This window comes from Carboxylicivirga agarovorans, assembly GCF_050589845.1.
Lineage (GTDB): Bacteria > Bacteroidota > Bacteroidia > Bacteroidales > Marinilabiliaceae > Carboxylicivirga > Carboxylicivirga agarovorans.
The window spans coordinates 28,969-52,005 of record NZ_JBNGPA010000019.1 but is presented as its reverse complement, the minus strand read 5'-3'; the positions used below and the strand labels follow the sequence as shown (position 1 = coordinate 52,005).

13 protein-coding genes are annotated in these 23,037 nt (G+C 38.9%); 3 read left to right on the top strand and 10 right to left on the bottom strand.

The window, feature by feature from the left end:
• Positions 1 to 16 precede the first annotated feature (16 nt).
• Positions 17 to 1,030, top strand: a complete 1,014-nt coding sequence (locus ACRD69_RS17070) for a sensor histidine kinase (protein WP_430816333.1) — start codon at positions 17 to 19, stop codon at positions 1,028 to 1,030.
• Between the two features lie 3 nt (positions 1,031 to 1,033).
• Entirely contained in the window at positions 1,034 to 1,789 is a 756-nt protein-coding gene (locus ACRD69_RS17065; protein WP_430816332.1) for a LytR/AlgR family response regulator transcription factor, read from the top strand.
• 492 nt (positions 1,790 to 2,281) lie between these two features.
• Here the strand turns inward: ACRD69_RS17065 and ACRD69_RS17060 are convergent, their stop codons facing one another.
• From ACRD69_RS17060 to ACRD69_RS17015, 10 genes are all read right to left on the bottom strand, one after another.
• A complete protein-coding gene (locus ACRD69_RS17060; protein WP_430816331.1) occupies positions 2,282 to 3,601 on the bottom strand; it encodes a sugar phosphate isomerase/epimerase family protein in 1,320 nt (439 codons plus the stop codon).
• Positions 3,567 to 4,535 carry a glycoside hydrolase family 43 protein gene (locus ACRD69_RS17055; RefSeq protein WP_430816330.1) on the bottom strand — a complete coding sequence of 323 codons (969 nt, stop codon included), beginning with the start codon at positions 4,533 to 4,535 and terminating at the stop codon, positions 3,567 to 3,569. Before ACRD69_RS17055 ends, ACRD69_RS17060 begins: the two co-directional genes overlap by 35 nt.
• Before the next feature lie 6 nt (positions 4,536 to 4,541).
• Entirely contained in the window at positions 4,542 to 5,606 is a 1,065-nt protein-coding gene (locus ACRD69_RS17050) for a hypothetical protein (RefSeq protein WP_430816329.1), read from the bottom strand.
• Positions 5,607 to 5,610: 4 nt separating this feature from the next.
• Complete coding sequence (locus tag ACRD69_RS17045; protein WP_430816328.1) at positions 5,611 to 6,738, bottom strand: endo-1,4-beta-xylanase; 1,128 nt, start codon at positions 6,736 to 6,738, stop codon at positions 5,611 to 5,613.
• Between the two features lie 18 nt (positions 6,739 to 6,756).
• The gene (locus tag ACRD69_RS17040) at positions 6,757 to 8,205 is read right to left on the bottom strand and encodes an MFS transporter (protein ID WP_430816327.1); all 1,449 of its coding nucleotides are present in this window, start codon (positions 8,203 to 8,205) and stop codon (positions 6,757 to 6,759) included.
• Between the two features lie 76 nt (positions 8,206 to 8,281).
• Positions 8,282 to 9,619, bottom strand: a complete 1,338-nt coding sequence (locus ACRD69_RS17035; RefSeq protein WP_430816326.1) for an endo-1,4-beta-xylanase — start codon at positions 9,617 to 9,619, stop codon at positions 8,282 to 8,284.
• A gap of 97 nt (positions 9,620 to 9,716) precedes the next feature.
• A complete protein-coding gene (locus ACRD69_RS17030; RefSeq protein WP_430816325.1) occupies positions 9,717 to 10,871 on the bottom strand; it encodes a hypothetical protein in 1,155 nt (384 codons plus the stop codon).
• Between the two features lie 92 nt (positions 10,872 to 10,963).
• Positions 10,964 to 12,523 (bottom strand): RagB/SusD family nutrient uptake outer membrane protein, encoded by a 1,560-nt coding sequence (locus tag ACRD69_RS17025; protein WP_430816324.1) that lies wholly within the window; start codon positions 12,521 to 12,523, stop codon positions 10,964 to 10,966.
• 28 nt (positions 12,524 to 12,551) lie between these two features.
• Complete coding sequence (locus ACRD69_RS17020; RefSeq protein WP_430816323.1) at positions 12,552 to 15,671, bottom strand: SusC/RagA family TonB-linked outer membrane protein; 3,120 nt, start codon at positions 15,669 to 15,671, stop codon at positions 12,552 to 12,554.
• 107 nt (positions 15,672 to 15,778) lie between these two features.
• Positions 15,779 to 18,448 carry a glycoside hydrolase family 3 protein gene (locus tag ACRD69_RS17015; RefSeq protein ID WP_430816322.1) on the bottom strand — a complete coding sequence of 890 codons (2,670 nt, stop codon included), beginning with the start codon at positions 18,446 to 18,448 and terminating at the stop codon, positions 15,779 to 15,781.
• Between the two features lie 233 nt (positions 18,449 to 18,681).
• Between ACRD69_RS17015 and ACRD69_RS17010 the strand changes: the two genes are divergently transcribed.
• A complete protein-coding gene (locus ACRD69_RS17010; protein ID WP_430816321.1) occupies positions 18,682 to 22,731 on the top strand; it encodes a hybrid sensor histidine kinase/response regulator in 4,050 nt (1,349 codons plus the stop codon).
• The last annotated feature ends 306 nt before the right edge of the window (positions 22,732 to 23,037 follow it).

Sequence of the window (23,037 nt, the reverse complement as noted above, 5' to 3'; positions counted from 1 at the left end):
TAAGCGTCTTCCAACTATGAACTTTTTACAAAAATACAGTCCTTATAAACTGATCCTGATCAGTCTGCTTGGAGCACTGCTCATCACCTACCCCAACATTACACAGCTTCCCTGGAAGCTGAGTTACCTGGAAGGGATAGAACGTGCCAAGCATATCAATTTCTCGATCATTCGCTTTGTATTTTTCACGATTCTGGCTGGTATTCTCTTTCATATTAACCTGAAAAAGATACCTACCTCCATATTTAGAAGACGCTTAATGCTAAACATGGCCATTTGCGTTGTGGCCTATCTAAGCTATGTGCTGATCTCTTATTCTTATTGTACTTTCGTAGATTGCTTTGGAAGCATCCTTATTTTCCAATTCTTTTTCATCTGCCTCATGGCTGCCTTTATCGGCCATGTTTATCACATGAATAAAGATCAGCGCCAAAAAGAACAGGAGATCGAGCAATTAAAGATTGAGAATCTGGAAAGCCGCTGCAATGCCTTATCCAATCAGATCAATCCACACTTCTTCTTTAATTCACTGAATAGTGTCACGGCCCTGGTACGTAAAGGAAATGATGAGAAAACAATTGAGTTTGTGAATAAGCTCTCAGACATGTTCAGGTACATATTAAACAGTGAGAATAAAGGGCTTGTAACATTGGGAGAAGAACTGGAATTTGTGGCCTCATTCCGCTATTTAATGGAAGTTCGCTTTGCGAATAAGCTTGATTTTCAAATTGATATAAAAGAAGATCAAAGGGGTTTAAAGCTGCCTAGCTTATCCATTTTACCGCTTATTGATAATGTGGTTGCACATAATACGATTGATAGCGAACACAAAATGGAAGTTATGATCAGGTTGAATGAAAACGATGAGTTGGAGATCCACAATCCAATATTCCCAAAACTCTCACCTGATAAAACCAACGGCACCGGCCTTAAAAACCTGGAGAACCGCTTTCAGATCATGATGAATAAAAAGATAAGGGTAAATGATGATGGTCAGACATTTATTGTAATTTTACCTTTAAAGCAGTAAAGAATGAAAGTACTAATTGTGGAGGATGAAACGGTAGCCTTTGAAAACCTCTCAGGGATACTAAAAAGCATTGATTCATCCATTGAAATTCTTGGCAATACAGAAAGCATCAGGCAAACCATCACCTGGTTGAATACCAGGGAGGCTCCTGATTTGATCATGATGGATATACACCTGTCAGACGGCAATGCTTTTACCATTTTCCAGCATATAACCATTGAAATACCAATCATCTTTACCACTGCTTATGATGATTATGCCATTGATGCGTTTAAAGTAAACAGCATTGATTATTTGCTGAAGCCTATCAAGGTGGTGGAGCTTGCACGTGCCATTGAAAAGTTTAAAAAATTAAGCCCTGGTGATGAACTAAAATATCTGAGCAATCAACAGGAGCTTACACCGCCCAATACCTATATAGGAAAGATGCTGGTCCGCGATAATAATAAGCTGATTCCAATTGATATTAGTGAAGTAAGTTGCTTTTATACCACGGATAAGGTGACCGAGATCTACCTGAATAACGGGGTTCATTACCCCTATTCAAAAACCCTGGAACAGATTCTTCATGATCTCAATCCCAAAGACTTCATAAGGGCCAATAAGCAATACATTCTGTCGCGTGACAGTATTGAAGAAATGCTGATTCGCTATGATAACCGCCTACAGGTGCAACTTAAAATAGAGACTCCTGAAAAAATCTTTGTCAGTAAAAATAAGTCGGCTGAGTTTAAGAGTTGGTTTACACAGCTTATATAGTTATTGACTATATGAGAAGAGAGGGGTGGTTACTTGCCGATACAGAATTTTCTAAATACTGATATTTAATTATTTACAGCGTTTGCGTTGTAAATGTTGTGTAAATAATATTAGTCAGTGATTTTCGCTAGAAACACTGCTATTACGGCATAATATGGTAATTCTCACTTTCTTTTAAAGCTTTAGCAATTTTAGAAAAAACAGAGGGTATTTGCAATGCTTATTCTTCTTATGAGTGGCTAATTCTATCATCAAAAGAACTATATGAAAAGTTGTAAAAATTGTAAATGATAATTTTAGAATTACTGAATGGGTTATCATCTGTGTTAATTTAGCCGGTTATTTATCCAAACGTGGATTTGATGAAACTGATTATTCTTACCAATAAACTTCTTTAAAGAGCTAAATGTTATCTACATATATTTTATAAGAAAAGGTCACTGCACTTTTACCTGCAGCAACCTTTCTAACATGTATTAAATCCGGGTAATTTTAATCTTGTACAAAATCAGCCTCAAACAGGTAATTTAAGCCCATATTAATGCTAATAAATGGATGAAAGTTAAATTGCTCAATTTCGAATACGTTGTATTTTAAACCAGACTGTTCAGCATATTGAAAGAGCTGTTCAAAATCGGTTTTACCACTTTTGCTTAACTCGGCATCATCTTTAGTATGCCATGAAAAAAAGCGACCAGGATATTTCTCAAAATAGTCAATCGCATTCTGCTTAGCTTCTCTTATCCAATACAAGTCTACTTGAAAGCTGACAAATTGTGGATTTGTATTCTGCAGCAAATAATCATAGATAACATGACCGTCAACCCTTCCAAACTCTTCGGTATGATTATGAATGGCGAATTGTATATCTTTTGCGGCACACAACTCTCCAATAGTATTGTAATAATCACATAAACGTTTTAAATCATATTCACTTTTTAATTCATGCACTCTGTTGTTTGAAGTGGTGATAAACTCCACTCCAGCCTCTTGATGTTTATTAATACAATTCTGCCACCATTCCATAGTTGCATTCATCTCTTTTACAGGAGGCAAATCTTTAAACACCATTGAGCCTTTAAACTGCAGTCCACATTCCTCAACCAGATTCTTAAAAGCCAGAGGGCTCATTCCATAAAAGCCATTACCATCAAAAACAAAGGTTTCAACATAGCTAAAGCCCATCCTGCCTAGAATATTTAACGTTTCTTTTAGATTCTCAAGCATTAGTTCACGCACAGAAACGAGCTGAATACCAATTTCTTTGATGGGATTATTTTGCTTGATGTACTTTATTTCCCAATCATGAGTCGATGTATCCAAAGCTTTGCCTTTCAGTATTACTTCGGTTGGATTTATAAAGTTAAAGTCAACTTCCATTATAGGCTTACCATCTATGTTTTTATCCAACATTGTTAAACGATGACGATTTTGAAACTTCCCTTTACCAATAAAGCTTTGTCCTTCGTCATTTTGTCCCAAAGCAATTATTTGTTCAGACACAGTATCATAGACCAGCAACTCCGACAAAATACCTTGCTTCTGCCCATCTTTTATTGAAAAAACATCAACTTGCATTGCTTTAGCATCCATGTGCGGCTTAGCAATGACTTCAATACAGTTGTGTTCATCAATCATGTCGCTATTAACAGACGCGGTGCTTAACCATCGGCCATAATACTGACTCAACCAAGCTTGTTGTTCGGGCATCAATTCCTGAGACATTACATCTAAAGTTGAGCTAAATACTAACACTAAAATAACGAAGCAACGAATACTATCGAGTACCTTCAATCGTGATAATTTTTCCATCTTTATCATATTCCAATTCAACTACTTTCATGCTGCGCAACCAAGTTTTTCCTCCCGATGGCACACAATCGTGATGAAATAAGTACCACTTGCCTTTGAATTCGCAAATTGAGTGATGCGTAGTCCAACCAACCACTGGCGTAAGAATAACTCCCTGGTAAGTATAAGGACCATACAAGTTATCACTTACTGCATAGCATAACTTGTGCGTATTTCCGGTTGAGTAAGAGAAGTAGAACTTTCCATTGTACTTGTGCACCCACGAAGCTTCAAAGAAACGACGATCGTGATCGCCCGCTTTCAATGGTTCCCCGTTTTCATCCAGAATCAATAAGTCTTTTGGCTCTTCGGCAAATTCCAGCATATCAACGCTTAGTCGGGCAATTTTCGGGCAAAGCGACGGTTCATTATCAGCAGGTTCACCACCACATTCAATTGCCTTATTATCTCGATAGCGCTGTAGCTGTCCGCCCCAAATACCTCCCCACAATATGTAATGCTCCTTTTCTTCACTTTGATACACGCATGGGTCAATACTATAACTTCCCATCATCGGGTGCTTCATAGGAATAAACGGCCCTTCTGGCTTGGCGCTTACAGCAACGCCAATATGAAACACATCATTTTTATCCTTCGCTGAAAAATAGAGATAGTATTTTCCATTTTTATGTGCAACATCAGAGTCCCACATCTGGCGGCTCGCCCATGGCACATCGTCTACATCCAAAATGACGCCATGGTCGGTAACTTCGCCTGTGATATCATTCATAGAATAAGCATGGTAATCACGCATATTAAAATGGTCGCCATTATCATTTTCGGCTACGCCACTTTCAAAGTCATGTGATGGATAAATGAATAATTTCCCGTCAAATACATGTGCCGATGGGTCGGCTGTGTATAAATCCTCTACTAAGTATCTTGGTGTCTTCATTCTCTTCTAATAATTCGTTATCTCTTTAATTTTATTAAAAAAAGCACGTTTTCGTTCCGAGGATATTGTCCAATTTACAGGCACGCTCTGAAAGCCATTTTCAAAACTTTCCCCCTGATGGCGGTAATCGAAATACCCCCACGATGCATAACTTTCAACTGCGGCTTTTAAATTGTAATTATCCTGGTCAAAACCAAAATGGTCGTCTTCATTAAAAACAATTGGTTGCCCTGAATACTCAGGCATATTCTTCACTTTATTCACCATATATGTAATGCCTTCAGGCTTTTCAACCGCATTACCATGTAGCAAGATATAATCAGACTGTTTCACAACTCGTGAATGTGGGATTACTCCACCACTGAAGCTTGCAGAACACAATAAACCATGTTTCTGTACACGTGCTATTAATTCCACTATTCGTTCAGGTTTCAATATCTCGTGATCATAAAAAATATCGCACTCATTGGCCACTTCAATAAGCACATTGCGATAATTGTTATTACTTATCCAGCAGGCAATTTCATCCACTGCTTGAATTACAGCCTGCTCATCCATTAAATATTCATCTTGGCCAAAGTAAAACAGGCCTAAAATAACGACCATATCCAGCCGTTTAGCTTCATCCATTATTAAGGCCAGGCGCTGTGTATACGCCTCATCTAAAGAACCATCGGGATTAAAGGCTGAGTTAATCCAACCCTTATTACCATAACCAAGCGGACTACCGCCTTGCAGATTTAAGGTAAACGACAATAGACCGTGTTTTTTCCAGTCCTCCATGGCCGCGACAAATTCTCTTGTATTTCTTTGTGCATCCCATTGTTTGGTATCCGGATAGATGAAACTCTCGAGAGTAGCAGGATTTAAATCATCGAAAATTCCCTGTACCATTCTCGAATTAAAGAGCAAGCCTTCAATCTGATGCCCGTTCCACGATACGCCCTTGTAAGTTGGTTCGCTATTAAAATAGAATTGGTTTCCTTCAATGCTCACCCCTTTCTGTGTTGACGATAAGCAAGACAGTAATGATAATCCAATAATTAAGGTTAATAGATAAAATACTTTCATCGATTTACTTTTGGGATTGGGCAGTTTTTATAACTGCGTCAAAAGCTGGTTTAACTTCATTATTTCTGTCAAACAATAATGGATAATCCGTACGTCCTTGAATAGGCCAGTAGTTGCGCCATGTTTGGTCATCGTTGACGCCCCAAAAAGTGATGCGACTAATCTTGTCACTTTGGCGCTTGTATATTTCAAAAAGGTTCTGATAGTAACTGGCTAATTGCGTTTGAACAGAATCAGGCAAAGCAGTCACATATGGGTTGTATTCAGGCTTCATGGCATAGTTCTGGCTCACTTCGGCTGTTAACTCTTCTGTAGGAAAAGGCAGAACGGATACGTCCAATTCGGTAATCATCACTTTTAATCCATTGTCAGAAAATGAATTGATGCTAGCTTCTATTTCGTCAAAAATATCCATGTGCAAACCATAATGTGCCTGCATACCAATACCATCAATTCGAATACCTTTGTTTTTTAAAGTTTTTGCCAACTTGATAGCTCCCTGGCTTTTTTCTAGCTTATACATGTTGTAGTCGTTGTAATACAACTCAGCATCTGGGTCGGCTTCGTTAGCAAACTGAAAAGCCAATTCGATAAATTCTTCGCCAATGATTTTGTAATATGGACTTTGGCGAAAACTACCATCTTCCAATAATGCCTCATTAACCACATCCCAACCGTGTACTCGTCCTTTGTAACGTCCTACAACCGTATGAATATGTGTTCTCATGCGCTCTATTAAAGTATCACGAGCGACAGGCGCTCCGTTTTCATCGACAAACATCCAAGGAGCAGTTTGCGAATGCCAAATCAGAGTGTGCCCCACCATAAATGCATTGCTTTTTGCCGCCAATTCAACAATCTGGTCGGCCAGACGAAAATCGAATTCGCCTTCATTGGGCTGTAGCACTTCGCTTTTCATGCAGTTTTCTGCTACTATGGAATTGAAATGGTGCTGCACGATGTTTAGTGCTACAGTATCTTTTCCTTCGGTTTGCGGAGAATTCAGCGCCGTCCCCATCATAAACCGTCCTTTGAAAGCGTCTGCGAGTGACGGTGCTAATGCTTCCTTTTTTGCTTTTGGTTGACAAGCAATTAACAAACTAAAAAGTATTGCGTATGTAAATAGTTTCATTGGTTTTATTATTTGTTTTTAAGATGCTCTGCGAGCTTTTAAATCATTTTCGATGGTTACTTCCATCTTCTTATTTATCTCGTAGAAGAACAAGCAAGCCATGCCAATTAAAAAGGTAATGGTTGGAAAAACACTTACCGATAGCTTTATACCACTAACTGTTGTAGAAGATTGTGTAATCAACTGTTCATCGTAGCCATATGCTGCCAAAATTCCGGCAACCAACGAGCCACCAATACTTAACCCGGCTTTTAAGCCAAATATCATGGCCGAAAAAATGATGGCCGTTGCTCTTCTATTGTTTTTCCACTCCGAATAATCAGCCACATCGGCAATCATCGCCCACAGCAATGGAATGGTGATGCCATAGAAAAAACCATGCAGTATTTGACTGATAAATGCCATAGCTACCCCCTCGGGTGGAAAAAACCAGAAGACAAGCACACACAATGTTGCTACAAGCAAAGCTGCTCCAAATACATCGCGCTTACCAAAGCGGTCGGCCAAAGGTTTTGAAAAACCAATACCTAGAATCATAAATATGATGCCACCTGCATTAAACAAGCTAAAGGCAGAAGTTACCGCATCATCGGGCCAATCAAATCCGGGAAGGGATGCTTTTAAATTGGCTATCATGGGCGTAAATCGAATCGTCTCAAGAAAGGCTGATAAGTGAGCCTCGCTCATGTAATTATCGAAATAATAAACATACATGCCACCTTTGAGAGCCAGCGTAATGAAGATAAAAATAGTCAAGACTAGCATGGCAATCCATGGTTTGTTCTTAAACAAATCCTTTAAATCTTCTTTTATCGACGATTTTTGTTCTTCGGATGGTGTTATTCGCTCCTTTGTTGTTAAAAACGTGATTAAAAAGAAAATAACACCAACAATTGAGAAGGTCGTCATCACACGTTCAAAACCCAATGTTTTATCACCATCGCCAAAAATTAAGACCAAAGGCAAAAGCAGTCCCTGAATGGTAAACTGCGCTACCATTACCGCTACAAAACGGTAGGATGAAATACTGTTTCGTTCAGCCATGTCGCCTGTGATAACGCCACTTAATGTGGCATAAGGCAAGTTGTTGGCCGAATAAATAAGTACCAGTAAAATATAAGTTACCAAGGCATAAATAATTTTACCAGACGGACTAAATTGAGGTGTACTAAAAGCCAAAATGGCGAATGCCCCAAAAGGAATGGCAGTCCATAAAATCCACGGTCGAAACTTGCCCCAGCGCGTATTTGTGCGGTCGGCAATGGCTCCCATAATCGGATTAAAAAAAGCACCAATCATTCCGCCTGCAAAAATGATGGCTGAAGCACTGGCAGGTGGAATTTTGTAGACATCGGTATAGAAAAATGCCAGAAATGTCATCAGCGTCTGAAAAATCAAGTTAGCTGCCAGGTCGCCCAAGCTATAACCAATTTTTTCGATGACTGATATTTTATTGTTTGTGTTCATGTTGTGAGTTTCAAGATAGAAGACCTAATATTCAATAATAATTACAGGATGTAATAAATAACCTTGTTCAATTCGTCTATTTCATCAGCCCTTCTAAAAAACCGTAATAAGCATCCTTTTCGTCGAAATTGCTATCATAAAGTAGAGGCCAGTCAATGTGTCCCCAGAAATCGAGTAACCACGACTCATTGTCTTTCATGCCCCAAATGGTTAAAGCATACTTGTTGTCATTTGGAATAGCCGTATAAACTTCAGCTATTTCTTTATATTTGGCTTTTAGTTCCAAAGACCGAGCAGAACTAAGCGATGTTAAATCATTATTTGGATTAGCGCGAATATCTAACTCTGAAAAATGCAATTTTAGTTTGCGATCCACCACTTTTTGAGCGGCAGCCTCAATATCGCTACGATCTGGCCAGTTATACGATATGTGCATTTGAAAGCCAAGACCGTTTATCGGCACATTACCTGTAGTTAAACCATCAATCATATTTAATACAGCTGTGAGTTTATTTCCGTTGTCGCATAGGTTGTAATCGTTGTAAAACAACAGAACATCTTCATCAGCTTCGCGTGCCCATTTAAAACACTTAGCAATGTAATCGGCTCCCATGCGCTGGTAAAAAACACTGTTGCGATAATCGCCTGAACCATCTTCAATGGCTTCATTAACCACATCCCATGATTTTACTTTGCCTTTATAACGCGTAACGACCGTTTTCACGTAGTCTTCAAGCATCGCTTCAAACTCGGCATCGGTACCTGTGTAGTTTTCAATCCAATCAGGTGTAGAATTATGCCAAATTAAGGCATGGCCGTGCAGATTCAGATTGTTGGTAACCGCAAAATCAACAATCGCATCAGAGCGTGTCCAATCGTAGGCTCCTTCATACGGATACATAATGTTCATCTTCATTTCGTATTCGGCCGTGATGCTACTATACTCACGATTTAAAATTTCTTTGTGTGTGCCAGTCATGCGGTTCGATTGCACCACATTTCCAATAAAAAAGCTTTGAGCAGCTTCTTTCAATGGAACATCTTCCGGAATGGTTGTTCTAGTAGTTATGGTCATTGAATTGGCAGAAAGAGTTTCACCATTCACAGCCCTTACGCGATAAAAATAATCGGTATTAGCATCTAAACTACTTACTTCTAATTTTACGTCACTAACACTTTTAGCCTCGAAGCCGTCGACAAAAGAACTGAAGTTATTGGCTGTTGAAACATCAATCTGATAAGACTTTGCATTGGCTACGCCTACCCATTTAGCCGTAAAAGAGTTTTGCGTAATATCGGTTGCATTTAAAGCCAATGGCGCATCCAACGTTGGTGCAGTGGCATCGCCCGAACCACAGGCCAATGTCACCATGGCTATTAAAATCAGCAGTAGAATATTGTTAAGTTGTTTCATTGCAGGAAGTTTTCAAAAGAAATGAGAGAAGAGAGGTGAAAATTGAGCAACTTATTTAATACTCTACTCTCACTACTCTCCTCTTTTAATCTAAATTTTAGTAATACCCATGGAATCGCATGTTATCAACTCGGATAACAGTAGGCGCAACGCCTGTCCAATTTGGAATAGCTAATTTGATTTTAGAGATATCCTGAAGTCCCATATCGTGACTGGCAGAACCGCCTCCATAGCCAGATACGAAATCGTATGTGCTGAATTCAAGTGTTACCCACTTGCCTACTTCATCGGCGGTAAATTGGTGCGATAAAGCCCAAACGGTGATGCCATCATCAATCTGGATTTCCAAAGCAGCACCTTCAGACTGAACGCAGTAAGCTTCACAAACGAAGATTACATCAGCCGTATTGGTTTCGGCAATACCAGGATTAGCACCGCTACTTGGCTCGGCATTACCCCAACCATTGGCCGTAGAACCATCCCAGGTAATCTCTACATAGTTGCCACTGTAACCATCTACATCGCTGAACTTAGCAGGAATGATTGACATATCACCATTTGACCACCAATCATTTATTGGATATAAACCTCCTCCATCAAAATCATTAACCAAATACACATTATAACCAATGTCAACATCTAAATGTGCAGATACACTACCAATATTAGTTGTCACAACAACTTCAGCAGGCTCAGCTTTTTCAGGAACATGCATCAAAATTTCGGTTGATGATAATTGCTCATACTCTACCGATTCGCCATCGAAAGTCACGTCTTCTAATCCCTGAAACCAAAGACCATTAATTACAGTCGTTTCTCCTGCTTTAGGACGTGCTGGCTCAAAAATTCGAATGACAGGCTCTGGCTGAAGAATTTCAAAAGGCTGAGTTACTTCAACACCATTTTTATTTGTAAAAACAATGTTCTGATTTCCCATTTTGCTTCCTAAATCTTCCTTCCAGGGCACATTAAACATCACAGCCACCGATGAATTTAGTACAGGATTAAAAACTACCTCAACCGTGTCATCAGCAGTTGCAAAGCCAATGCTTTTCATTTTATCCAATTGCACACCTTCGGCAATTATTAAATCATTCGGAAAGCCTTGCGAAGGCCCAGTCACATCTTCATTAGTCGAGTTAATAACTGAGAACTCCGGGTTGAAGGTTTCCTCGTCATCACACGATGTTGTCGTAACTATTAAACTTGCTACAAGCGCTACGACTATATTGTATTTTAAAAATCGTTTCATAATTAATGTGTTAGTACCAAGATGTAAGCATCAAGTACGAAGATTATTTATAACTCACTAATAACCTTAGGTCTAGCATCTTGAGTCTTTTATTAATTAAATTCATAAGCCACCGGCTCTTCCTTCAACAATGGATTGATATCAGTTTCAACCTGTGGTAATGGTAATAAGAAGTCGCTCTCAGAGGGAACAACAAAGCGTCCGCCACCTTCGCTACCACCTTCCGGGTCTTCACGGTCGGCCAAATAAGCACGGTCGGTATTTGAAAGAATATCAATGGCTTTGCTTCTGTCAATACGCGCTAAATCGTACCAGCGGTCGCCACTTTCAATTGGAAGCTCCATACGACGCTCTTGCAAGATATCGTCCAAAGTAATTACATCTTTAGCTTCCAAACCAGCTCTTTCACGCACATCATTAAAGTCGCCAAGTGCCGTCGCATCGGTTGTAGATGCCGATGTACCTAAAATAGCTTCGGCTCTGATTAATAATACTTCTGCGTAACGCAAGATGTGCGTATTTACATCGGTATTCATAAAGTTAACCGTTGGCCACTCTTCTGCAGAACCAACCACATACTTGCGATAGCCAGCGTAGTTGTTAGTCATGGCATTCTCAACTAGAAAGCCACCTTCTTTGGTCACCAACTCTGGATAAAAATTACCTTTCTCCATAATGGTTGGCATACGACGTAAATCGCCATCCTCATAAGCACGAATAAAGTCATTTGAAGGAATAAATGTTCCCCAACCATCGCCAGTTGCTGTTAATTTACCAGCGGCAGCTAAATAAGCTTGGTGCGTATTGGTGTAATACCAGTGTTCGCCTTGTGGAGGTGATACCCATTGCAATTCAAAAATGGATTCTTTATTATTATCGCAGGTAACGCCACCTTTAGGTTGGAAGTTATCCGAATAGTTAGGCATTAGAGAATATACCCCACTTCCAATCACTTTATCAGCACGTAATTTAGCATTGGCATAGTCTTTACGTGTTAAATAAACTTCGGCAAGCATACCATTAGCAGCTCCTTTAGTTGCTCGTCCGGCTTGCGACTCAGGCCATGCTAAAGGCAATAACTCAGCTGCTTCGGCTAAATCGCGTTCGATTAAGGTGTATACATCCTCTACACGATGACGATAAACGGGCACATCAGTACCATATTGGTTGATATCTTCCAAAATTGGCACTGGTCCCCAGGTACGCACCAAGTAATAATAAGCCACCGCCCGCATAAACAAACCTTCTCCTCGAGACCATTCTTTAGCCTGGTCACTAACTTGAGGGCCAACTTTATTTTCCACGATGTCCAATAAACTATTGGCATATGCAACAACCGAATATAAGGATTGATACCCTTCGGTCAAGAACTGATTAGCCGAGAAAACAGCAAATTTGTTAAACTGAACGATATCGGCATAGTCACCAGAAGTATTACCTGCATACACATCCATGCAAAGGATAAACTTCTCGTTGAAATAGAACCATGGACGATTATAAAGTGCTGCTCCTCCTGTATATAGCTGCTCGTCGTTGTTGTAGTAATTATCGATGGTTAATCGGTCTTCTGGCGTGATTTCAAGGAAATCATCGGAACATCCGGCCATGAAGCCCAATAAAACTAATATTCCTAATATTTTATATAAGTTCATATCTATGATTTTTTCAATTTACAAGTCCTTAAAAATCAAGTTTCAAACCAAATGTGTACGTGCGAGGTACCGGATAACGTCCGTTATCAACACCCGATAACATGGCATTGTTACTGTGTCCACCAATATCCGGGTCGTAGCCGCTATAGTCGGTGAATGTGTACAAGTTCTGAACGGTGAAATAAGCACGAACGTTAGTAAATATACCAGTGCGTTCCAATAATCCTTTTGGCACTGTGTAGCCTAATGTTACATTCTGAATGCGAACAAATGAACCATCTTCAACATAGCGGTCTGATACACGGGCATTGGCATTTGGGTCACCCGACACGTAACGCGGCATGTCAGTATCTGTATTGGTTGGTGTCCATCGGTCGGCTACTTTTACTGACTGGTTTGCATATGAATCAGTCATACCTTCGGTTACTTTGCGTGTCCAGTTAAGTATATCATTACCATATGAGCCATAGAAGGTAAATGCGAAATCCCAGTTTTTATAGTTGAGATTATTGCTCAAACTAAAGGTAAAATCAGGATTAGGGTCACCAATAATTGTACGGTCATCGTCGTTAATAACACCATCGTTATTAATGTCTTTGAACTTATAATCACCCAACCAGGTTCCATTGTGTTCGTCTATTGTTCCTTGCGATGGTGCACTGTTCAACTCATCTTCACTCTGGAAGATACCATCAACCACATAGCCGTAGAACTGACCAACAGGATTTCCAACAGAAGTTTGGGTAACTGTTTGGTTAAACTGAATAATCTGTGTAATGGTCGAATTTTCATCAGCTAACTCAGTTACTTCATTTTTGTAAGTTGAAGCCACTAAGCTTGATGTCCAACGAAAATCTTGTTTATCGATATTAACCGTATTCAATGTAAAGTCGATACCTTTATTTGTCATCTCTCCTAAGTTGACTGTCGGAGGGCTTAGTGCTTCGCGACCATAGTAGTAAGGCATTGGCAGTACAAACAGGAAGTCTTTTGATTTCTTAATGTAGAAATCAGCATCCATGTTGATACGATTATTAATAAAGCCCAATTCAATACCAACGTTAGTTGATGTTGTGGTTTCCCATTTTACATCAGGATTGGCAATATTACCTGGCAAGAAAGCAGGTCCATAAGCCGAAGTAATCGTATTTAAAGCCTGACCATATGTATATGGCGATATATTTTGGTTACCTACTTCTCCGTATCCTGCACGTAGCTTCACCCAGTCCAAAGTTCCCTTTAATGATTCCATAAACGGCTCTTCACTTACAACCCAACCTCCAGAGAATGAAGGGAAGTATCCCCACTTATTATTCGGACCGAAATTAGATGAAGCATCGGCACGGAAAGTAGCCGTTAGCAAGTACTTATTGTTGAAGCCATAGTTGGCACGTGCAAAAGCAGATTGCATAGCCCATTGATTTTGCATACTGGTTGCGCCTGCAGTTTCTGAATCTCCAAGCGCTAAGGCTGTTAGTTCATTTTGGATAAAACCACCACGGCTAGCTTGTATTTGTTCCCATGTTGAATGTTGTGCTTCGTGACCAGCCATAACAGTCAGGTTGTGTAAACCAAACATCTTGGTATAAGTCAGATAGTTTTTCACAATCCAATAGAAACTATGCGTATTATATTTGAACGAAGTACCAGTATCATTTACCTGGTCTCCAATTTCATAAGATGGATTAAACGAAGACATTTTATTGAAGTTAAAGTCATAACCCAGCTCAGTGCGTAGTTTTAAGTCTTTAAAGAAATCTATTTCAGCATAAACGGTTCCTATCAACTTATTCCGTTCTAATTGCGATGAACGAATCGTTGACCAGGCTACCGGGTTATAACCGCCACCTGAACCAACGTTATCTTCAGCACTTGGTCCACCCCAACTTCCATCTGAGTAATAAACTGGCACCTCAGGTGATTGACGAAGAGCGCCCATAATAACGCCATCTTCAGAATCATTATATGCAATGTTTTCTTTTGAATTACTGGCTGTCAAAGTATTTCCAAATTTGAACCAGTCATTTACTTTATGCTCCATGTTTAAGCGCAACGAGAAACGTTCATAATCGGTATTGATTAAGATACCTTGTTGGTCGTAATAACCCAATGACGTATAAACTGTTGTTTTATCGTTACCTCCTGATACAGAAAGCTGGTGACTGGTTACCGGAGCAATACGGAAGATTTCTTCTTGCCAATCGGTACCGTTGCCAAGCAATTCAGGACGTAAGAATGAGTCTTTAGGCTTTTGGCCATTTTGCACCGAAATTTCGTTAACATACTGCGCATATTCAGGCAGATTCATAACGTCTAAGTACTTAGTTAACTCTTGTACACCATAGTAACCATCATAAGTCACTTTTGATTGACCCTTTTTACCGCTTTTGGTTGTAATTAAGATGACACCATTAGAAGCACGAGAACCATAAATAGCCGCAGCTGAAGCATCTTTTAACACTTCAATTGAAACAATATCAGAGGGGTTAATTGTAGAAAGTGCACTAACTTTAGTCTGGCCGCTTTCGCCTCCCATTGTACTAAAGCTAAAGCTATCGTTGTTTGAGTTACCATCTAAAGGCACACCATCAACTACGTACAGCGGTTCGTTACTGCCTGTTAATGAGGTAATACCACGCACTCGAACTGAGATGCCTCCACCTGGCGCACCTGAGTTTTGTGAAATACTTACACCTGAGACTTTTCCTTGCAAGGCCTGGTCAATTGAAACGACCGCTTTATCTTGCAGTTCTTCTGCCTTTACAGAGCTTACAGCACCGGTCAAGTCGCGAGCTTTAGTTGTTCCATAACCAACTACCACCACTTCATCTAAGTCTTGGAAATCTTCTTGAAGAACTACATCAATTGTAGTTTGGCCGCTTATATCAATCGTTTGTGATACAAAACCAATAAAGCTAAAGTGTAATTGACCATCAGCAGGCACATCCATTGTATAAGTACCATTACCAGCCGAAATTGTTCCAATAGTTGTACCTGGAATAGAAACATTTACACCTGGCATTGGCGCACCATTTGCTTCCGATATTGTTCCGCTTACTTTTATATTTTGTGCAAATACACTGATTTGTAAGCAAGCCAAAAAGGATAGCAAAACTGCTTTTTTAAATACTTGATTCCTTTCTTTCATAAAAATTTGATTTGTTATTAGACTGTTCTTGTTTTGATGAGTTTTCACTCGTTCCTGTTTGTTAATTAGAGCTTAACTGCTTCTTGTCATTTGATTTAGTTTAGTAATTAGTTTTCAATTAAATAAGGTTCATTATTTATCAGATTTACTTGTACATTTCCTTGTGCCAATTGCTTTTGTTCAATTGCTTTTTCATTTGCCTGCTGCCCGCCAACAGATATGTTTACTTGCCCTTGAAGGAGTTCATACTTCATCTCATCGTTTAGAATGGCAATGTCTTTAGGCGATAGTTGAAAGTTGACATATTGGCTTTCACCAGCATTTAGGTGAATGCGCTGAAAACCTTTTAAGCTTCTAATGGCCTTCTTCCCTTCATAATCGGGATGAGAAACATATAGCTGAACGACTTCATCACTATCAAACTTGCCTGAATTGCTTACTTTAACTGACACATCCAGATTTTCGCCACCTGAGATGCTCGACTGCATTATCAATTCAGAATATTCGAAACTTGTGTAACTCAAGCCGTAGCCAAATGGATAAAGTGGCTCACCTGTAAAGTAACGATAGGTTCTGTTATCCATGCGGTAGTCATCAAATGATGGCAGCTGATTAACCGATTTATAAAAAGTTAATGGCAAACGTCCTGATGGGTTGTAATCGCCAAAAATAACATCGGCGATAGCTTGTCCACCTGCTTGTCCAGGGTACCAGGCTTCTATAATGGCTGGCAGATTTTCTGCTTCCCAATTAAATGCTAAAGCGCTTCCGTTAAGTAGCACCAATACAGTAGGCTTACCTAATGCATGAATGGCTTTAATCAGCTCTTTCTGAGTTTGTGGGAGTTGAATATGGTCGCGGTCGCCACCGGAAAAGCCATCAACTTTCACCTTCATTTCCTCGCCTTCAAGCAACGGACTTAAACCCATGCACATTACCACCAAATCAGATTGAGCAGCTAATTCCAAAGCTTCCTTTTTTAAGTTTTTGTTTGGCATTTCCCACAATAGATGCGCACTGGCATATTCTGTTCGCGTTTGAAAGTACTCAACACATACTTCGTAAGTTTTGTCTTTCTCAAACTGTAAGAATTCATATTGTTTCTGTGGATGATGTTCGTTTTTATAACTAATCAATTCTTCACCGTTCACCATTAATTTCACAAACGGGAATCCTTCAATTCCAATCGCATATTTTCCACTTAAAGGCGCTTTTATAAAACCACTCCAACGGACACTAAATGTATCAACATCAACACTGCTATCCGGCGATTGATTCCACCACTTAAAATCAATTTGCTTATCTATTCGACTCAGAACAGGCTCACCTTTACAACTGTCATTATTAAAATATTCAGCTTTTAATCCATTTGTCTTAAGCTCATTATCTGCAAATAAAGCTTCTGTAGGAATCGCTGTTAATAACGGTAAGCCTTCAGCCAAGTGACAACCAGCAGCGTAATTGACCTGGGCATTGGGCAACTTGTTTTTAATACCGGCAAATGGTGTTATTGGATTAGATGCATATCCGTGGTAATTCCCTAACAAAACATCTACATCATTGGCATTTGGACCGATAACAGCCACATTTTTTACTTCTTTTGAAAACGGAAGTGTTTGTTGCTTGTTTTCGAGTAAAACCATTGACTGACGTGCTGCATTTAGTGCCAATTCCTGATGTTTGTGTGAGTTTACCACCTCATATGGAATAGATGCAAAGGGTACATCCTTTTCATCGTCGAACATACCCAATTTCATACGAGCTAATAAAAGGCGTTTCAACGATACATCTATTTCTTTTTCAGTGATGTATCCCAACTTTACAGCCTCAGTAAGTGCTGGATAAGAATCTCCACAATTTAAATCAGTTCCGGCTTTAACGGCAATAGCAGCAGCTTCAGCTTTAGTATTCACTACCTCGTGGGCATTTTGCTCGTAGAAATCTCGAACGGCCCAACAATCTGAAACAATGTAACCATCAAACCCCCAATTATCGCGAAGAAGATTTGACAGCTCAACGCTACCACAACAAGGTTCACCTTTGTAGCGATTATACGCACACATAACTGAATAAACATTAGCTTCATCAACTGCCATTTTAAACTGAGGCGCATACGTTTCAATAAAATCGTATGAAGATGGAGTCACATCAAAGCTATGGCGAGAAACCTCGGGGCCACTGTGAACAGCGAAGTGTTTGGCAGTTGCAATTAATTTGTAATATTTGGAATCATTCCCTTGTAGACCTTTTATATACGATACACCAAGTTTACCTGATAAGAATGGATCTTCACCATAGGTTTCCATTCCTCGCCCCCAACGTGGATCACGGAAGATGTTAATGTTAGGCGTCCAAAACGTTAATCCCTGATAAATACCTCTCTTGTTTTGCCTTACAAAATCATGATGCTTGGCGCGAGCTTCATCAGAAACTGCATTGGCAATATTAAACATAGCGCTGTCATTCCACATTGCAGCCATTCCTATAGCCTGTGGGAATACTGTAGAAATTCCAGCTCGTCCAACGCCATGTAAGCATTCGTTCCACCAATTGTATTCAGGAATATTTAAATGAGGAATGGCTTTGGAAGTATAGCTCAGTTGTGAAACCTTTTCTTCTAATGTCATTCTTGAAACCAAATCATTGACGCGTTCCTCAAAAGACAATGAAGTATCCTTATAAGCATCTTGCTTTTTACATTGTGAAAAACCTAAGAGTATTAAAAATAAAAATGCGGCTACAAAAGTGCTTTTTGAAAGTGGTATTTTATTCAACATAGATAGATGGATTTTGACCTTTAAAACTTGTTGAACAAATGTATAAGCGAATGATTTTTTCTCTGTTTTTAGGCGTTACGCAAACTTTAAAACTCGTTACATCGCTTTCATATTCGTTACATATCTTTTATTTGTGGTAACATATCATCCTATTGTTAAATGTTTTAGATTTTTCACAACTCCAATTCACTCAATTTTCCTATTTTCGAAAATATAACTGAAACAAGTCTGAAATGCTCCAATATATTAAGCCACTTTTGCTAACGACACTTCTCTGTATTTCATTAAAAATAGACGCCCAGAACAAGCGTTTTTTTGATTATAACGAAGGCCTTTCAAATAGCTTAATTAATAAAGTATATCAAGACCAGTTGGGATTTATTTGGGTGGCTACCGAAGATGGTTTAAATCGATTCGATGGCATTCACTTCAAAACATTCACGCAAAAAAGCAACCAACTTAAAGCCAATTATATTACTACCATTACAGAATCTAAAGATGGTACATTGTGGTTTGGATTAATTAATGGACTGGTAAAATACAGTCATTCAACCGATACATTTGAGGAGATAAAAGTTTACGTTAACGACAAACAAGTTCATCCGTTTGTATCAGGATTGACCGAGTCAAGCAATGGAGATATTTGGGTGTCAACCTTTGGTTATGGCTTGGTTCGAATAGATAAAATCACCGGTCGTGCCAGGTACTCAACGAAACTGAACAAGCAATTCTGCAGTATTCATATCAGGGCTTTGTTTCAAGATAGTGAAGGCTTACTTTGGTTAGGTTCGGATAGTGAAGGCGTAGATATTTACAATCCGCATAGCGGAGAAATTAAAAACTATTCTTATAGCTCAGGTAGCACCATTCAGCTGCCATTTAATGATATTGCAACAATATGTGAAGATAACAACGGCCATATTTATTTGGGAAGTTTAAAAAGTGGGCTGTGCATGATAAACAAAGCTGATTCGTCGGTTATCCAAATTCAACCTCAAAAAAAGGGCGAAGCAGCATTACCTGTCAAAGATTTATTTTTAGACTCAAAAAACCGTTTATGGATAGGAACAGATGGTTCAGGTCTTAAGCGGCTTAATACAAGTACAAAGCAATTAGAAGATTATTCACCACCGAGTTCTTCATTTGATTTTTCGAAAAGTAAAATTCATTCTATCATTGAAGACCGAATGAGAAATATTTGGGTGGGAATTTTCCAAAAAGGTTTGTTTCTTTTTCCAGAATCCCAAGAACTATTTAACAACTATGGCTATAAGGCTTTTGGTGAAAACAGCATTGGCTCTAGCTCAATTACCGCTATATCGGGCGATAAAAATATAATCTGGATTGGTACTGATGGCGATGGATTGTACAGATACAATAAAGAAGAAAAGAGTGTGGAGCATATTCCTTTAAAGGACCAAGCAGTAAATAAAAAAGGAAATAGTGTTTTCAGCTTTAACAATTCGGATGCTGATTATTTATGGATAGGTACCTACTCTAACGGACTAATTCGTTACCACAAGAAAAGTGGTGCGGCCAAACATTACAGGCACAATCCAGACAACCCCAATAGCTTACCTGCTGATATTATTACGAGTATTAAAAACGGCGCTAACAATAATTATTGGTTGTCAACCTACGGCGCTGGTGTTATTCAATTTGACCCTATTTCAGAGCAATTTAATAAACTTCCTCTACCTGATTCGATTAACAACTTAATTCCCAAATGGGTTAATGATGTATATATCGATGAACAACGTAACTTCTGGATTGGCTCATTTGATGGCTTGTGGCACATCAACACAAAAAAGCAAGAGATTACAATTTACGACATCGACAGTGGTCATATGCCGAGCAATGTCGTGTATTGTATTAGAACAGATTACTGGGGCAACATGTGGGTTGGGACCTATGAAGGATTAGTGAGAATAGATACGGCCACTAAGACTTTTACAACTTTAGATGAACACAATGGCTTGGCTAGCGAAGTTATTTGTGCCATTGAAGAAGATGAATTTCATCAGATATGGTTGAGTACTCATGAAGGTTTGAGTCGTTACAACCCTGTTAACAATGTATTCACCAACTACTATGCATCTGATGGATTGCAGTCGAACGAATTTTCGCGAAACGCTGTTTATAAAACTGCCGATAATAGGATTTTATTTGGCGGAATAAACGGGATAACTGAAATAAGAAAGGATTACAATAGTTTCTCGCGTAATGCGCCAGAAGTCATGTTAACAAATTTTTCTAAGTTTAATCAAGAAATAAAATTGGGCGATGCCTCAGGTAAGCACCAGATACTTAATAAACCAATCGTTCTAGCAGATACGATACATCTAGTTGAACGCGACAATGTGTTTTCTATTAACTTCACTTCAAAGCAATTGGCCAATCAATCACGAATTAGTTACGAATATAAAATAGAAGGCTTTGATAATGGTTGGAATCAAAGTTTACCATCAAACCGAACGGCTACATATACCAACTTACCACACGGAACATATATTTTTAAAGTGCGAGGAATTGATAAGGATAAGTTCTCAGAACCTCGCGAATTAACCATTATCATTCATCCACCTTGGTACAAAACAGTGTGGGCCAAAACACTTTGGTTCATCCTATCGGTTGTGCTTGTTTACATTGTGGTGCAAATGTATAAAGAGAAGTTCAGGCGCATAGAGGTAGAAAAGCTCAATGAAAAGAAAATGCAATTCTTCATTAATATTTCGCACGAGATTCGTACGCCATTAAGCTTAATTATTGATCCACTTGATAAGTTACTATCACTGAAGGTTGATGCCGAAACCAAACGCCTGTATAGCATAATGCAGCAAAACTCTAACCGCATTTTTCGACTAATTAACCAATTACTCGATATTCGCAAAATTGATAAAGGCCAAATGTTAGTTAAGTATCAAAAAACCAACCTTTATGAGTTAATTAATGAAGTTGCCTCTTCATATCAATACATGGCTTCGAGTCGGAATATTGAGTTTAACTTTGAAACGACAAACAAAGACCTTGAGGTATGGATTGACCCTCTTAATTTTGAGAAGGTGGTCATAAACCTATTATCCAATGCCTTTAAGTTTACGCCGCAAGGAGGTAAAATTGATGTTAAAATGTATCTGATTGACAAAGAATCAGCGGCTAACAAATGGGTTGAAATTACAGTAACTGATAATGGTATTGGTATAAAAAAGGCTGATCTTGAACGCATTTTCGAACGCTTTTACCAGGTAGAATCTTCTGAAACACGCAATAAAACAGGTACCGGAATTGGCCTGCATCTTTCCCGTTCACTAGTAGAACTGCACAAAGGTTACCTATATGCAGAAAATGCTTATGAAGGTCCGGGTTCTAAATTTGTTATTCAGTTACCATTAGGCAATAAACACCTGCCTGTTAATGATTTGGTAATTGATGCAAACAGATTACCTGCGCCAGTTAGCATTCAAAGAGGTAAGCCAGATTTTATTGAAAAGAAAAAAATCGATAAACCAGCCAATACTAACATTCGCATTATGATTGTTGAAGATGAACTGGAAATTCGTAATTATCTCATTGATGAATTATCCGCCAAATATAAGGTAAGTGCATATGAGAATGGACAATTGGCATTGGCTGAAGTGATGAATGACCAACCTGACATAATCATTAGCGACATAATGATGCCAGTGATGGATGGAATTACATTTTGCAAACGTGTTAAAAACAATATAGAAACCAGTCACATTCCTCTCATCTTACTAACGGCACTATCAAAAGAAGAAGACAAGGCAGAAGGAATTGAAACAGGTGCAGATATGTATTTGGTTAAGCCCTTTAACACTTCTTTTTTGCACAAATCGATTTCTAACCTTCTTGAAAACAGGCGAAAAGTAGCTGCTAAACTCGAAAACACTGCTGAAAAATATAGTGTGGAACCTATTGAGATAAAATCGCACGATGAATTGATGCTGCAAAAAGTAATGTCAATAATCAAAGATAATCTGTCGAATACCGAATTGAATGTGGAAATGTTGGCTGATGGTGTTGGCATTAGCCGTGTTCATATGCACCGCAAACTGAAAGAACTCACCAATCAATCGGCACGTGACTTAATCAAAAACATTCGCATGAAACAAGCAGCCTACATACTGGTCAATAAAAAAATGAATATCAGCGAAGTTGCTTATGCAGTTGGCTATTCGAGTCTTTCTCACTTTTCAACAAGCTTTAAAGGCTACTATGGAGTTTCCCCTAAAGAGTATGTTGAGAAGCAAAGTTGCAAATAAAGTATATTATCCAATTTATAAAAAAGTGATTTAGCGATACTTTACTGTCTTATCCATCAAACTGATTTCTGATAGGTAACCATGCATAACCGATTTTCATAACTGTTTCTTATAATGTCAAACGTGAAACTATTTTTTAAGACGAGTTTATATGACTGTCAAAGGCAATGCGGATTATGGAAGAGAAATTAGCCTCCCTAAGCGGTGGTTCTGAAAACTAATCTAATGAATCAGTTTAAAAATATTCCCTAAGAAAACATCATCAAACTACACAACCCCCTTTCATTCTATTGATTAACAATTTCA

Bases quoted from the DNA above. Each gene is read 5' to 3' on its own strand.
- ACRD69_RS17070 (WP_430816333.1), top strand. From the start codon at position 17: ATGAACTTTTTACAAAAATACAGTCCTTATAAACTGATCCTGATCAGT.
- ACRD69_RS17065 (WP_430816332.1), top strand. From the start codon at position 1,034: ATGAAAGTACTAATTGTGGAGGATGAAACGGTAGCCTTTGAAAACCTC.
- ACRD69_RS17060 (WP_430816331.1), bottom strand. From the start codon at position 3,601: ATGGAAAAATTATCACGATTGAAGGTACTCGATAGTATTCGTTGCTTC.
- ACRD69_RS17055 (WP_430816330.1), bottom strand. From the start codon at position 4,535: ATGAAGACACCAAGATACTTAGTAGAGGATTTATACACAGCCGACCCA.
- ACRD69_RS17050 (WP_430816329.1), bottom strand. From the start codon at position 5,606: ATGAAAGTATTTTATCTATTAACCTTAATTATTGGATTATCATTACTG.
- ACRD69_RS17045 (WP_430816328.1), bottom strand. From the start codon at position 6,738: ATGAAACTATTTACATACGCAATACTTTTTAGTTTGTTAATTGCTTGT.
- ACRD69_RS17040 (WP_430816327.1), bottom strand. From the start codon at position 8,205: ATGAACACAAACAATAAAATATCAGTCATCGAAAAAATTGGTTATAGC.
- ACRD69_RS17035 (WP_430816326.1), bottom strand. From the start codon at position 9,619: ATGAAACAACTTAACAATATTCTACTGCTGATTTTAATAGCCATGGTG.
- ACRD69_RS17030 (WP_430816325.1), bottom strand. From the start codon at position 10,871: ATGAAACGATTTTTAAAATACAATATAGTCGTAGCGCTTGTAGCAAGT.
- ACRD69_RS17025 (WP_430816324.1), bottom strand. From the start codon at position 12,523: ATGAACTTATATAAAATATTAGGAATATTAGTTTTATTGGGCTTCATG.
- ACRD69_RS17020 (WP_430816323.1), bottom strand. From the start codon at position 15,671: ATGAAAGAAAGGAATCAAGTATTTAAAAAAGCAGTTTTGCTATCCTTT.
- ACRD69_RS17015 (WP_430816322.1), bottom strand. From the start codon at position 18,448: ATGTTGAATAAAATACCACTTTCAAAAAGCACTTTTGTAGCCGCATTT.
- ACRD69_RS17010 (WP_430816321.1), top strand. From the start codon at position 18,682: ATGCTCCAATATATTAAGCCACTTTTGCTAACGACACTTCTCTGTATT.